Source organism: Allorhizobium sp. nf9_anc (assembly GCF_056323085.1).
The window spans coordinates 3,079,137-3,092,221 of sequence record NZ_CM150481.1 but is presented as its reverse complement, the minus strand read 5'-3'; the positions used below and the strand labels follow the sequence as shown (position 1 = coordinate 3,092,221).

The window sequence follows — 13,085 nt, the reverse complement described above, 5'->3', positions numbered from 1 at the left end:
TGCTACGTCTTTCATCCATGAAAGACATAGCTTGGGACGCCTATCAGCTTTTTCTCGCAGTCGCCCGTCAGGGCGGCCTGACTGCGGCTGCGGAAACCACGGGTCTGAGTGCGGCAACACTCGGCCGGCGCATGGTCGAACTCGAGCAGGCCCTCGGCCGCGAACTCTTCCTGCGCAGCCAGACCGGTTATCGCCTGACCAGTGACGGTAGCCAGTTGCTGGAGCATCTGGTCGAGTTGGAGGCGGGCAGCAGGCGCGTGGAGGAGTGGCGGCGCGGCACGGCCGGCCAGTCGCTGGTGCGCATCAGTCTCGGCACCTGGATCGCCTGGCTGCTGTGCCAGAACATGTCCTTGATCCGCATCCCGCGTGACGAATTCCGCATCGACCTGCATGTCGCCGAACAGCGTGCCAGGCTCGCGCACCGGGAAAGCGACATCGGCATTCGCGCTTTTGAGCCTGAGGAGCCGAACCTCGCCGCGATTGCAGCAGGTGAGGTCGCCTATGCGGCCTACAAGGCGCGCAACAGGGAGTGGATGGGACCGGAGCCCTGGGTCGCGATCGATGATGAGAATGCCGTCTCCGCCTATCTGCGCTGGCCGCGCCAGCAAGCGGCGGAGCAGATTGTCGCCACCGTCAATCGCCCGCGCTCGCTGAGGGATCTGGTGAGGGCAGGGGCCGGTATCGGCGTGTTGCCCTGTTTCGTCGGCGATCTCGATCCGACCCTGGAACGGGTGGGAGACGAGATAGCGGACCTTCGCCATCGCCAATGGATCGTCATGAACAATGACGATCGCCACCGAAGCGATATCCGAACCGTCGCCGATCGCCTGGCGAAACTGCTGAAGTCTCACCGGGATATCCTGGCCGGCAAGCGCCCGAGCACCACCAGCTAAAGCCCAACGAAAAACCCGCACGACGACCGGCGCTTTCTAAAGAGGCGGCATCGTGCGGGAACCGGTCCGGAGGTCAGGTGCCGGACGAGGGATGGACTTCGGCTCAGGCCGCCTGATGGTTGCCCTGGGTCACGATGACGGGGATCAGCAGATCACCCCAGTTGCCGTCGCCGCCATGATGGCGGGCTGAACGGACGAGTTCGACGGACACTCCGGCATCGACGGCCTTCATGATCGAATGGTTGAGCCGGTGCAGGTCATTGGCCAGCATGCGGATCATCGCCTGCTGATCGCTGCTCATTGCCGAGGACTGTTCTTCGGCGCGTTCCTTGACTCGGGTCTGGGGTGTCATGGCATTTCTCCTCTTGGTGTCAGGGGTTTTTGAACTGTTGATCTCGTGAAGCTCGGCCCCTCATCCGGCTGCCGCCACCTTCTCCCCGCAAGCGGGGAGAAGACGCACTACGACGCGTCGGTCTCAAGGCTCCCTCTCCCCGCTTGCGGGGAGAGGGTAGGGTGAGGGGCTATCGCCCAGGTTACTCCGCCGCCGGGCGGAACTGCTCGGTTTCGGTGGATTCTTTCATCGCGGTCGTCGAGGACTGGCCGGCGGTGATGGCGAGCGAGACGGCGTCGAAGTAGCCGGTGCCGACTTCGCGCTGGTGCTTGGTCGCGGTGTAACCGTTAACCTCGGCGGCGAATTCCGCCTCCTGTAGCTCCGAATAGGCCGCCATCTGGCGATCCTTGTAGCCGCGCGCCAGTTCGAACATGCCGTAGTTCAGCTGGTGGAAGCCGGCGAGCGTGATGAACTGGAACTTGTAGCCCATGGCACCGAGCTCGCGCTGGAACTTGGCGATCGTCGCGTCGTCGAGATGCTTCTTCCAGTTGAAGGAAGGCGAGCAGTTATAGGCGAGCTTCTTGCCCGGATGGACCTTATGCACGGCTTCGGCAAACTTGCGGGCCTGTTCGAGATCCGGCTTGCCGGTCTCCATCCAGATCATGTCGCAGTAAGGAGCGTATGCGATTGCGCGCGCAATGCAGGGCTCGATGCCGTTCTTGACCTGGTAGAAGCCTTCCGCCGTGCGGCCGGCATCATAGTCGACGAAAGGCTGGTCGCGCTCGTCGATGTCGGAGGTCAGAAGCTTTGCTGCTTCCGCATCGGTACGGGCAACGATCAGCGTCGGGACGCCCATGATGTCGGCGGCAAGACGCGCTGCCGTCAGATTGCGGATATGGGCCTGCGTCGGGATCAGAACCTTGCCGCCGAGATGGCCGCACTTCTTTTCAGACGCGAGCTGGTCCTCGAAGTGAACGCCAGCAGCGCCAGCCTCAATGAAGGCCTTCATGATCTCGAAGGCATTGAGCGGTCCGCCGAAACCGGCTTCTGCATCGGCAACGATCGGCGCGAACCAGGTGTCGACGGAAAGGCCCTTGCCTTCCTGCGTTTCGATCTGGTCGGCGCGCTGCAGCGTGCGGTTGATGCGCTTGGCAAGCTCCGGTGCGGCATTCGCCGGATAGAGCGACTGGTCCGGATACATCGACGAGGCCGTGTTGGCATCGGCGGCAACCTGCCAGCCGGAGAGGTAGATGGCCTTCAGGCCAGCGCGAACCATCTGCATGGCCTGGTTGCCGGAGAGCGCGCCGAGCGCATTGATGAAGGGCTCTTCGTTGATCAGCTGCCACAGGCGGTTCGCACCCATTTCGGCAAGCGTGTACTTGATCTCGACGGAGCCGCGCAGGCGCTGCACGTCGGCTGCAGTGTAGGGACGATCGATGCCGTCATAGCGGCCCTTCGGGGCGTTCGGAACGAGATTGTAAAATTCAGTCATGACGTGTCTCCCTGTCACTGCGCGGCGCTGACCAAGTAAAGTTCTTCGGGTTGTCTTGGTCGCTTCTTATGTGACTAGATTTACATCGCACTGCAAAATACGGCCAGAAAATTCGATAAACAACGAAATGAAAGAGGTTAGGCTGTCTTGTCTTTGACAAGGCGCGCGTGTAAATTTGTAAATTCAGTCAAGAAGAGTGAGGCGCCGAGTTCGGCAAATCTTGTAAAGGAGCTGTAAAGTGGCAGAGCGCAAGATCTTCGCAGGCCCCCGTGTCCGCCGTATCAGGAACGGCCTTGGCCTCACTCAGACGGCCATGGCCGAGGCGCTGGAAATTTCCCCTTCCTACCTCAATCTGATCGAGCGCAATCAGCGCCCGCTCACGGTCCAGCTGCTGCTCAAGCTCGCTTCCGTCTACAAGGTCGATCTGGACGAACTGCAGGGCGAAGCGGGCGGCTCGACCAGCCAGCTGCGCGAAGTTTTCGCCGATCCGCTCTTGTCGGGCGAACTCCCCGGCGATCAGGAGCTGATCGAAGTGGCAGAAGCTGCACCCAATGCCGCGAGCGGTATCGTCAAGCTCTACCGTGCCTATCGAGAACAGGCGGCCCGGCTCTCCGATCTCGCCGATCTCCTCGCCCGCGAGGGGCACGAGACCTCTCTGTCAGGTGCCCGCCTGCCGATCGATGAAGTCCGCGAAGTCTTCGAGCGCCGGCCGAATTATTTCGCCCGGCTCGACGAGGCGGCCGAGAGTTTCCACGCCGGACTTGGCCTGTCAGCCGGGGATGATCTGGCCGTCGCACTCAAGGCCTGGCTTCGTTCGACCCATGGCATCGTGGTGCGCGCACTTCCTGTCCAGACTATGCCGTCGCTGCGGCGCCGCTATGACCGCCATTCCATGCGTCTTTTCCTCTCGGAGCGCCTGTCACCCTTCGATCAGCTGCGCGAGGTCGCCATGGAGGTGGTGCTTCTGGCGCTCGGCGAACATGTCCAGTCAGAGCTTGAGCTTCTGGAACTTTCCTCCGGTGAGGCGCGCCGCATTGCCCGTTTTGAGCTGGCGCGCTACACGGCGCATGCCCTGATGATGCCCTACGCCGCCTTCCTTTCGGCGGCCATCCGCGCCCGTTACGACATCGACGTGCTGCGTGCCCGTTTCAATGTCTCCTTCGAACAGGCCGCGAACCGGCTGACCATGATGCAGCGCCCAGGTTCTACGGGCGTGCCCTTCTTCATGATGGAGATCGACAATGCCGGAAACCGCTTCCGCCGGGCGGGCGCGGCCGGCTTCCCGCATTCGAAGTTCGGCGGCGGCTGTCCCAAGCTCAATGTCCACGCTGCTTTTTCCCAGCCGGGGCAGGTGCTTGTCGAGCAGGTCGAGATGCCGGATGGTAGCGCCTTCCTGACCATGTCGCGCACGCTGGAGGGCCCGCAGGCAAGCTTCGGTGAGCGCATCCGCCGCACGGCGCTGCTCGTCGGTTGCGATGCATCGAGCCGGGACGAGGTCGCCTATGCGGCAGCCCTTCCGGACCGCTCGGTGCCGGCAATCGCCATCGGTCCGGCCTGTCGTCTGTGTGAAAGGTCCGGCTGTCTCGCCCGTGCCGAGCCACCGCTCACCCGGCCGCTCGGCCTCGACGAAATGGTCACGGGCCTCTCCGCTTTCGATTTCCAGTAAGTGAAATCCCCCCGATAAAGCATTCGCGACTGCGAAGAATTTCGCTTGTCGCCCGTCCAATTCCTTTCTAGTCTCTTAAAAAATAACGGGAATGGCACCGGGAGCTCCTTGCTCCCGCAGGCTGGAACAGGAGAAAAAATGAAGGCTCATTTCATCCGTACGGCGTCGGTAGCCCTGGCGACGATCTTCCTCGCATCGGCTGTCCAGGCGCAGGAACGCGTCGTCAACGTCTACAATTGGTCCGACTACATCGACGAATCCGTCCTTGCCGATTTCACCAAGGAAACGGGCATCAAGGTCGTTTACGACGTCTTCGATTCGAATGAGCTGCTTGAGACGAAGCTTCTCGCCGGCGGCTCGGGTTACGACGTTGTCGTGCCGACAGCGCCTTTCCTCGCGCGTCAGATCCAGGCCGGCGTTTTCCAGAAGCTCGACAAGTCGAAGCTGCCTAACCTCACCAATCTTTGGCCGATGGTCAGTGAGCGTCTGGCGAAATACGACCCCGGCAACGAATATGCCGTCAATTACATGTGGGGCACCACGGGCATCGGCTACAACGTCGCCAAGGTCAAGGAAGCGCTCGGCGCAGATTTCGTCGTCGACAGCTGGGATGCGATCTTTAAGCCTGAGAATGCCGAGAAGCTGAAGTCCTGCGGCATCAATATCCTCGACGCCTCGGACGAGACCTTTGCCATTGCCATGAACTATATCGGCAAGGATCCAGACAGCAAGGAAACGGCTGATCTGGAAGCCGGTGGCGAAGTCTACCAGAACATCCGCTCGTCGGTGCGCACCTTCAATTCCTCCGCCTACATCGACGATCTCGCCAATGGCGACCTCTGCGTGACGATCGGCTGGTCGGGCGACATTCTGCAGGCCAAGGCTCGCGCCGAGGAAGCGAAGAATGGCGTCGAGATCAACTACGTCATCCCGAAGGAAGGCACCTACATGTGGTTCGACAACATGGCGATCCCGGCGGATGCCAAGAATGTTGCCGAAGCGCATGAGTTCATCAACTTCCTCATGCGGCCGGACGTGATCGCCAAGGCCTCCAACTATGTCCAGTATGCCAACGGCAATCTGGCCTCCAAGGATCTGCTTGATCCGGAAGTGAAGGACAACCCGGCCGTCTACCCGCCGGAAGATGTCATGGCGAAGCTCTTCACGATCTCGCCTTACGGCTCGCGCGAACAACGCGTGCTGAACCGGGTCTGGACGACGATCAAGACCGGTAGCTGACCAGACACAGATCGCCGGGCGCCAAAAGCGCCCGGCGATTTACTTGCGGATAGGGGCAACAAGAAAAACGGCTGGGATCGGGTAATGGCGAAGACACTGGGGCCTGTTAAGCGTAAATTCTCTCCTTGGACTGATCCGGATGCCGTACCGTTCATCCGCTTCGAAAATGTCACCAAGCGTTTCGGCGATTTCATCGCGGTCGATAATCTGAGCCTGGATATCTACGAGCGCGAGTTCTTCTCGCTGCTCGGACCATCGGGCTGCGGCAAGACCACGCTGATGCGCATGCTCGCCGGCTTTGAGGCGCCGACATCGGGCCGCATCCTGCTTCAGGGGCAGGATCTCTCCGGCGTGCCGCCCTACAAGCGTCCCACCAATATGATGTTCCAGTCCTATGCGCTCTTCCCGCATATGTCGGTCGAGAAGAACATCGCCTTCGGCCTCGAGCAGGACAATCTGCCGAAGAGCGAGATCGAGGCGCGCGTTCAGGAAATGCTGAAGCTGGTCAAGCTGGACCAGTTCGCCAAGCGCAAGCCCAACCAGCTCTCCGGCGGCCAGCGCCAGCGCGTGGCGCTTGCCCGTTCGCTGGCCAAGCGACCCAAGGTCCTGCTGCTCGACGAACCGCTCGGCGCGCTCGACCGCAAGCTGCGCGAGGAAACCCAGTTCGAGCTCATGGACATCCAGACCAAGCTCGGTCTCACCTTCCTGATCGTCACCCATGACCAGGAAGAGGCAATGACCGTGTCCGACCGCATCGCGGTCATGGACAAGGGCATCCTCGTCCAGGTGGCAACGCCCGCAGAAATCTATGAGGCACCGAATTCGCGTTACGTCGCGGACTTCATCGGCGACATCAACATCCTTGAGGCCAAGGTCGAAACCAAGGAAAGCCATGGTGCCGCTGAGCTCGTCCACATCGACAGCGACGGCGTGAAGATCACCGTGGATCAGGCCTGCGAAGCGGCGAAAGGCGATGCGGTCGCCTTCGCGATCCGCCCGGAAAAGGTCCGTATATCCACTACCGCACCTGAGGGCACTGTGGCCAACTCGCTGCATGGCGAGGTCTGGGACATCGGCTATCTCGGGGACTTCTCGGTCTTCATCGTCCGGCTCGACGATGGTCGCATGTTCCGCGCAGCACAGGCCAATGTCGCCCGTCTCGTCGATCGCCCGATCACCTTCGGTGACATGGTCTGGTTGTCCTGGTCGGCCGATGCCGGCCTCGTTCTGACCCGCTGAGGAGGGCGCCCCATGGCCGATAGTGTCACCGCCTCCAAACCAGGGTTAGCCCGATGGCTGGTCGTCATCATTCCCTATCTCTGGATGGTGCTGTTCTTCCTGACGCCCTTCCTGATCATCGTGAAGATCTCGCTGTCCGACACCGAGATTGCCATGCCACCCTATACGCCGGTGCTGGAAAGCTTCTCGGCGATCGGCGATTTCATCTCGCAACTCGACTTCGAGAACTATCTCTTCCTCACGGAAGACCCGCTTTACGTCAACGCCTACATGTCCTCACTGCGGATCGCGGCGATCTCGACCCTGCTGCTGCTGCTGATCGGCTACCCCATGGCGCTCGCCATGGCACGCGCCTCCGTCTCCGTTCGACCGACCCTGGTCATGCTGGTGATCCTGCCCTTCTGGACCTCCTTCCTGATCCGCGTCTACGCCTGGATCGGCATCCTGAAGCCGGAGGGCCTGCTGACCGTGCTGTTGCAATCGGTAGGACTGATGGATGAAGGCAGTCAGGTGCAGATCTTCCGCACCGAAATCGCCGTCTTCATCGGCATCGTCTATTCCTATCTGCCCTTCATGGTGCTGCCGCTCTATTCGGCACTCGAAAAGATGGATGGCACGCTCCTGGAGGCAGCAAGCGATCTCGGCTGCCCGCCCTGGAAGGCCTTCTGGAAGATCACCTTCCCCCTCTCGATCCCCGGTGTCATCGCCGGCTCGATGATCTGCTTCATCCCAATCACCGGCGAATTCGTCATCCCCGATCTGCTCGGTGGCGCCGATACGCTGATGATCGGCAAGACGCTGTGGACCGAGTTCTTCGGCAATCGCGACTGGCCGCTTGCCTCCGCCGTTGCCGTCCTGCTGCTCCTCATTCTGGTCGTCCCCATCGCGATCTTCCAGAACCAGCAGCAGAAAGTGTGAGGGCGGACCGATGAGACCTGGAAAATTCGACGCGACGATCCTGACACTCGGTTTCGCCTTTCTCTACATCCCGATCCTGATCCTGGTCATCTACTCCTTCAACGAGTCGAAACTGGTCACGGTCTGGGGCGGCTTTTCGCTCAAATGGTATGGCGAGATGTGGCGCAATGACGGGCTGATGAGTGCGGCCTGGGTCACGCTGCAGGTCGGCCTCCTGAGCGCGACGCTTGGCACGATCCTCGGCACATTGGCGGCCCTCACGCTCGTCCGCTACACGCGCTTCAAGGGACGTTTGCTGTTTTCAGGCATGGTCTATGCACCACTCGTCATGCCCGAGGTGATCACCGGCCTGTCGCTGCTCTTGCTCTTCGTCGCAATCGGTATCGACCGAGGGCTGATGACGGTGGTGATCGCCCATACCACCTTCACCATGTGCTACGTGGCGATCGTCGTGCAGTCTCGCCTGCTCACCTTCGACACGAGCCTTGAAGAAGCAGCTCAGGATCTCGGCTGCCCGCCGGTCAAGACCTTCTTCAAGGTCACCCTGCCGCTCATCCTGCCGGCCGTCATTTCCGGCTGGATGCTGGCCTTCACGCTGTCGCTGGACGATCTCGTGATCGCGAGCTTCACCACCGGGCCGGGTGCCACGACCCTTCCGATCAAGATCTATTCGCAGGTCCGCCTTGGCGTCACGCCCGAGATCAACGCCATCTGCACCATCCTGATCGGCATTGTCACCATCGGCGTCATCATCGCCTCCATCGGCACCAAGCAGCGTGAACTCCAGCGCCAGCGGGATGAGCACGTCGCCGCCCGTGGAACCTTGGCCTGAAGCTCTTGAAGGCTGCCCCGGTCAACCCCGGGGCGGCATCAGGAGATAGGTGGTGAGCCAGATCGGCAGGATGACAACTGCCCCCATCACCATGCGCGGCGCGGCCCAGGCAAAGGCCGATATGATGCCATTGTGCAGGTCTTCCGCCGTCACGCCCATGCTGTCGAGCACCGCCCTCGGGGTGATGCCGAAGAACGACAACAGACTGCCGGCCAGCAGCGAGGCTAGCGCCAGTTTGAAAAACCCCGATAACACTGACTGCACGTCTCGTCCCCCGGATCCCCGACTCGGTCCATTCTAGTATTTGCAGTCTCGAATGAAACAGCAGGTGAGGGCAGGGCGAGACCTTTATTGACCCGTGGCGGGAACGGGCGGGATCGGCGAGATCACGGGGTCATGCCACGCTCCACCGATGAAGAAGCGCAAGGGTGGCGAATCCGATTGCGGTACTGCCCCCGGCTGCGAAAGCGTGCCCGTCAGGGCAAGGGCCTGACGGCTATAGGGGATGATCCCGGAAAGGACGAAGGTCCCTGTCTCGCCGACGATCTGCGCCTTGCCCACTTCCGCCGACCCGTCCGAAAACCGGACGGCTATGTCCAGCGTCTGATAGTCGAATTCTCCCGAACCGGCAGCACTCAGCTGGAAATAGGCCCGATCGGACGACAAGCGTCGCAGCCCGTCTGCGTTGAAACCGAGGAGTGCGCCATTGTCGGCACGGATGCTGAGACTGCCGGACATCGCCTCGATATTGCGACGCCATCCGGGCCCCACCAACTTGGCATTGAGCGTCACCGACCCGATGCCTTTGAGCGAAAGGCTTGCAGGCGCCACCCGGGACATCAGCGATCCCAGATCGACGCGGTCCAGCATGATGGCGATATCAGCCCCCTTGTCGAAGCCTTCGCCGCTGCCGCTGAGCAGCGCGGACAAGGTGCCGCCCATCAATTGCGTGTCTCCGATCACCAGCTTCAGGGACTCGTTGCCACCGATGAGGCTTGCGCCGAGGTCTTCGAGCTGAAAGCTCGCGAATGTCGCGGAATTGGCAGAGAGCCGCATGTCGACGTCGACCCAGCGAGTGAGGCTCGGCAGCCGCACATCGGTGCGATCCTCAAGGCTGATCGACAGCGCCTGCAGGAAATCGTCGAGATTGAGCAGGTCTACGGCCACCGTTCCGCTCAGAAGCGGCTTTCCATCGCCCCGCTTCTTGAGAGTCAGACTGCCGTCGCCGCGACTGTCATTGATTTCGAATGCCAGGTTGTCGAACCGCCACTCTTCCTCGGCATTCGTTACCTGCGCGGTGAGCGAGGCGGTTTGCCACCGTTCGGTGCCTGCAAGTCGCAGTCCGAGTGCTGCGGCGGCCTGCGGCACGTCCGTGATGCGCAGCTCAAGATCTGCCTCATCCAGGCTCGATTGGTTGAGGTCGATCAAGCCTTTGACCTGCCCGCTGAGGCCGGGAAGCGTGGCGGAAAGGTCTACCTCGCTGGCAGCACCCCCGAGCAGAAGCAGCGGGGTCGGCGTGGCCAGGGTGAGTGACATCCGACGCTCTGCAACAGTGAACGTCGCCTGACCGGAAAGAGCCGCCGTCAGACGCGGCCAATCGATCTTGGCATTCATCCCATCAGCCACGATCGTCGAGCCGCTCTTCGCATCGATCAGGGTCACCTCGCCATCGATGATCTCGATCGATCCGATCTCCGGTTCATCCGCCCCGTCTCGTAGCGGCTCGTCCACCTGCCCGGTCTGCGCGCTCCGGACGGCGGCGTTCAAAAGCCCGTCGCCACTCCAGTCCAGCCGACCATCGATATCCCGCTCGATCCGTATCCGCGGGCGCTCGAAACGGAAGTCGTTGAAATCGGGCTGACCTTTCACCGCGGACAACAGGCTGAACTCGGCAGTGAGGCTCTCGATCTCGACGAAAGGCAGATCGTCACGCCGGATGGTCACGCCTTCAATGGTCACCTCGGGCCGCGGCCAGAAGCGCAGTTCCGAAACATCCTCGATGGACACCGGGTGGCCCGCCCATTGCGCCATGGCGGACTCGATCGCCGAGCGCACCACCGAGCTCGAAATCAGATAGGGGGCAGCGACGCGCAAGGAGATGGAGACGATGGCGCCCAGAGCCAGCACCACAAGCCCGAGCTTCAGCAGCCGTCGGGTACGACGGCCACGGCCTGCGGATCCAGGGCTTTCAGATTGTCCGGCGCGTCGCAAGAATGTCATTCTGGCCGTGTCCAAGAGCTTCGTCTAGTTCTTGTGGCGGATATAGGAATTCCGCCGCCCGTGCAACGAATGGACGGTCGTCCATTGGTTTCACGGCTTTGTATCGCATTGCGGTATGCTATAGAAAAGACATGACGAGGAGGAGCGGAATGACTGAACAGGTACCCCTTTGGACGCCGTCCGACGCTTTCAAGGCGGCACAGCCCCTGACCCATTTCATGGCCTGGTGCGCCACCCGCGAGGGACTGAGCTTCGCCGACTACGACGCATTCTACGCCTGGTCCATCGAGGACCGTGCGTCCTTCTGGTCGGCCGTCTGGGACTATTGCGGTGTGGTAGGAGACAAGGGGGATCTCGCACTCGCCGATGATGGCGATATGCTCAAGGCACGCTTCTTCCCAAAGGCGCAGATCAACTTTGCTGAAAACCTCCTGGCCCATGCCGGCGATGGCGATGCGCTGATCTTCCGGGGCGAGAACAAGGTCTCGGACCGCTGGTCCTGGTCGCGCCTCACCGCCACGGTCTCCCGCCTTCAACAGGCGCTTGCAGCCATGGGTATCGGCGAGGGCGACCGTGTCGCGGCCATGATGCCGAACATGCCTGAAACCGTGGCCCTGATGCTGGCGGCGACGTCGCTCGGTGCCATCTGGTCTTCCTGCTCGCCCGATTTCGGCGACCAGGGCGTGCTGGACCGCTTCGGCCAGATCGAGCCCAAGCTCTTCATCGCCTGCGATGGCTACTGGTACAATGGCAAGCGCCAGGACGTGGCGGACAAGATCGTCAACGTCGCCGCCAAGCTCGACGTCCCGGTCCTGGTCGTACCCTATGCCGGTGACACCGAAGCACTCCTTACCCGACTGCCGGATGGTCGCAGCTTCGACCAGTTCATCTCTGATTTCTCCGTCCGGGATATCGAATACCGCCGTCTGCCGTTTTCCCACCCGATCTACATCCTCTTTTCCTCCGGCACGACCGGCGTCCCGAAATGCATCGTGCATTCCGCCGGCGGCACCCTGTTGCAGCAGCTGAAAGAACACCGCTTCCACTGTGGCCTACAGGCCGGTGAGAAGCTCTTCTACTTCACCACCTGCGGCTGGATGATGTGGAACTGGCTGGTGTCCGGCCTCGCCTGTGGCGCAACCCTCTGCCTTTATGACGGCTCGCCCTTCTATCCCGACGGCAACGTGCTTTTCGACTATGCCGCCGACGAGAGTTTCGCGATCTTCGGCACCTCGGCCAAATACATCGACGCAGTGCGCAAGGGTGGGCTGACGCCGAAGACCTCGCACAATCTGTCGAGCCTGAGGCTGATGACCTCGACCGGTTCGCCACTCTCGCCCGAAGGCTTCTCCTTCGTCTACGAAGGGATCCGCGACGATATCCAGCTCGCCTCGATCTCCGGCGGCACCGACATCGTCTCCTGCTTCGTGCTTGGAAATCCGCTGAAGCCCGTCTGGCGCGGAGAGATACAGGGCCCGGGTCTCGGCCTCGCCGTCGATGTCTGGGATGATGACGGCAAGCCGGTACGCGGTGAAAAGGGCGAGCTCGTCTGCACGAGCGCCTTCCCCTCCATGCCGGTCATGTTCTGGAATGATCCCGATGGAGCCAAATACCGGGCAGCCTATTTCGAGCGCTTCGACAACATCTGGTGCCATGGCGATTTCGCCGAATGGACGGAGCATCATGGCCTCGTCATCCACGGCCGTTCCGATGCGACGCTCAACCCCGGCGGCGTGCGGATCGGCACGGCGGAGATCTATAACCAGGTCGAGCAGTTGGACGAAGTGGTCGAGGCGCTCTGCATCGGTCAGGACTGGGAGGACGACGTGCGCGTCATTCTCTTCGTGCGTCTGGCGCCAGGGCTCAGCCTGACGGAAGACCTCGACAAGCAGATCAAGACCAAGATCCGCACCGGCGCATCGCCCCGCCATGTGCCCGCCAAGATCATTCAGGTTGAGGACATCCCCCGCACCAAATCCGGCAAGATCGTCGAACTCGCAGTGCGCGAAGTGGTGCATGGGCGCCCGGTCAAGAACAAGGAAGCACTCGCCAATCCGGAAGCGCTTTCCCTTTTCGCCGACCTCCCACAGCTGCGCTCCTGACGAAAATCTGTCCCGAAACACAGCAATTTCAGGGCAATACCTCAAATGTTGGGTAGCCGGGCGGCCCGCCCGGTAAGTTTCTCTTAACTGGCATTCGGCAAGACTGAGCCCAACTTGGAGATGCGCGATCAGACACGGCGAGGCCTCGCCTCC

The 13,085-nt window shown here is 61.5% G+C and carries 11 protein-coding genes; 7 read left to right on the top strand and 4 right to left on the bottom strand.

Annotated elements, in window-relative coordinates:
- Nucleotides 1-17: 17 nt before the first annotated feature.
- A complete protein-coding gene (locus AC02Y0_RS15140; RefSeq protein WP_476379717.1) occupies nt 18-893 on the top strand; it encodes a LysR family transcriptional regulator in 876 nt (291 codons plus the stop codon).
- A 103-nt stretch (nt 894-996) separates the two neighbouring features.
- On the opposite strand, the gene AC02Y0_RS15135 is transcribed toward AC02Y0_RS15140, so the two are convergent.
- Together AC02Y0_RS15135 and aceA are read right to left on the bottom strand one after the other, a co-directional pair.
- Nucleotides 997-1,245 carry an SMc00767 family acetate metabolism repressor gene (locus tag AC02Y0_RS15135; RefSeq protein WP_136556549.1) on the bottom strand — a complete coding sequence of 83 codons (249 nt, stop codon included), beginning with the start codon at nt 1,243-1,245 and terminating at the stop codon, nt 997-999.
- 181 nt (nt 1,246-1,426) lie between these two features.
- Nucleotides 1,427-2,716 carry an isocitrate lyase gene (gene aceA, locus AC02Y0_RS15130; RefSeq protein WP_476379716.1) on the bottom strand — a complete coding sequence of 430 codons (1,290 nt, stop codon included), beginning with the start codon at nt 2,714-2,716 and terminating at the stop codon, nt 1,427-1,429.
- A 238-nt stretch (nt 2,717-2,954) separates the two neighbouring features.
- Between aceA and AC02Y0_RS15125 the strand changes: the two genes are divergently transcribed.
- The 5 genes from AC02Y0_RS15125 to AC02Y0_RS15105 all read left to right on the top strand — a co-directional run bounded on the left by AC02Y0_RS15125 (nt 2,955) and on the right by AC02Y0_RS15105 (nt 8,610).
- A complete protein-coding gene (locus AC02Y0_RS15125; RefSeq protein ID WP_476379715.1) occupies nt 2,955-4,382 on the top strand; it encodes a helix-turn-helix domain-containing protein in 1,428 nt (475 codons plus the stop codon).
- Between the two features lie 138 nt (nt 4,383-4,520).
- Complete coding sequence (locus tag AC02Y0_RS15120) at nt 4,521-5,621, top strand: polyamine ABC transporter substrate-binding protein (RefSeq protein WP_476379714.1); 1,101 nt, start codon at nt 4,521-4,523, stop codon at nt 5,619-5,621.
- An 84-nt stretch (nt 5,622-5,705) separates the two neighbouring features.
- A complete protein-coding gene (locus tag AC02Y0_RS15115) occupies nt 5,706-6,860 on the top strand; it encodes an ABC transporter ATP-binding protein (RefSeq protein WP_476379713.1) in 1,155 nt (384 codons plus the stop codon).
- Between the two features lie 12 nt (nt 6,861-6,872).
- Entirely contained in the window at nt 6,873-7,778 is a 906-nt protein-coding gene (locus AC02Y0_RS15110; RefSeq protein WP_476379712.1) for an ABC transporter permease subunit, read from the top strand.
- A 10-nt stretch (nt 7,779-7,788) separates the two neighbouring features.
- Entirely contained in the window at nt 7,789-8,610 is an 822-nt protein-coding gene (locus AC02Y0_RS15105; RefSeq protein ID WP_476379711.1) for an ABC transporter permease, read from the top strand.
- 21 nt (nt 8,611-8,631) lie between these two features.
- Here AC02Y0_RS15105 and AC02Y0_RS15100 read toward each other — a convergent pair whose 3' ends face one another.
- Together AC02Y0_RS15100 and AC02Y0_RS15095 are read right to left on the bottom strand one after the other, a co-directional pair.
- Complete coding sequence (locus AC02Y0_RS15100; protein ID WP_476379709.1) at nt 8,632-8,874, bottom strand: DUF6460 domain-containing protein; 243 nt, start codon at nt 8,872-8,874, stop codon at nt 8,632-8,634.
- Between the two features lie 84 nt (nt 8,875-8,958).
- Nucleotides 8,959-10,830: an AsmA family protein gene (locus AC02Y0_RS15095; protein ID WP_476379707.1), complete on the bottom strand. Its 1,872-nt coding sequence runs from the start codon at nt 10,828-10,830 to the stop codon at nt 8,959-8,961.
- Between the two features lie 149 nt (nt 10,831-10,979).
- Here AC02Y0_RS15095 and AC02Y0_RS15090 point away from each other — a divergent pair, with 149 nt between their 5' ends.
- Nucleotides 10,980-12,932, top strand: a complete 1,953-nt coding sequence (locus AC02Y0_RS15090; RefSeq protein ID WP_476379705.1) for an acetoacetate--CoA ligase — start codon at nt 10,980-10,982, stop codon at nt 12,930-12,932.
- Nucleotides 12,933-13,085 lie beyond the last annotated feature (153 nt).

Excerpts from the sequence above, each read along its gene's own strand:
- AC02Y0_RS15095 (WP_476379707.1), bottom strand. The coding sequence starts at position 10,830 with ATGACATTCTTGCGACGCGCCGGACAATCTGAAAGCCCTGGATCCGCA.
- AC02Y0_RS15090 (WP_476379705.1), top strand. The coding sequence starts at position 10,980 with ATGACTGAACAGGTACCCCTTTGGACGCCGTCCGACGCTTTCAAGGCG.
- AC02Y0_RS15105 (WP_476379711.1), top strand. The coding sequence starts at position 7,789 with ATGAGACCTGGAAAATTCGACGCGACGATCCTGACACTCGGTTTCGCC.
- AC02Y0_RS15110 (WP_476379712.1), top strand. The coding sequence starts at position 6,873 with ATGGCCGATAGTGTCACCGCCTCCAAACCAGGGTTAGCCCGATGGCTG.
- AC02Y0_RS15120 (WP_476379714.1), top strand. The coding sequence starts at position 4,521 with ATGAAGGCTCATTTCATCCGTACGGCGTCGGTAGCCCTGGCGACGATC.
- aceA (WP_476379716.1), bottom strand. The coding sequence starts at position 2,716 with ATGACTGAATTTTACAATCTCGTTCCGAACGCCCCGAAGGGCCGCTAT.
- AC02Y0_RS15140 (WP_476379717.1), top strand. The coding sequence starts at position 18 with ATGAAAGACATAGCTTGGGACGCCTATCAGCTTTTTCTCGCAGTCGCC.
- AC02Y0_RS15115 (WP_476379713.1), top strand. The coding sequence starts at position 5,706 with ATGGCGAAGACACTGGGGCCTGTTAAGCGTAAATTCTCTCCTTGGACT.
- AC02Y0_RS15135 (WP_136556549.1), bottom strand. The coding sequence starts at position 1,245 with ATGACACCCCAGACCCGAGTCAAGGAACGCGCCGAAGAACAGTCCTCG.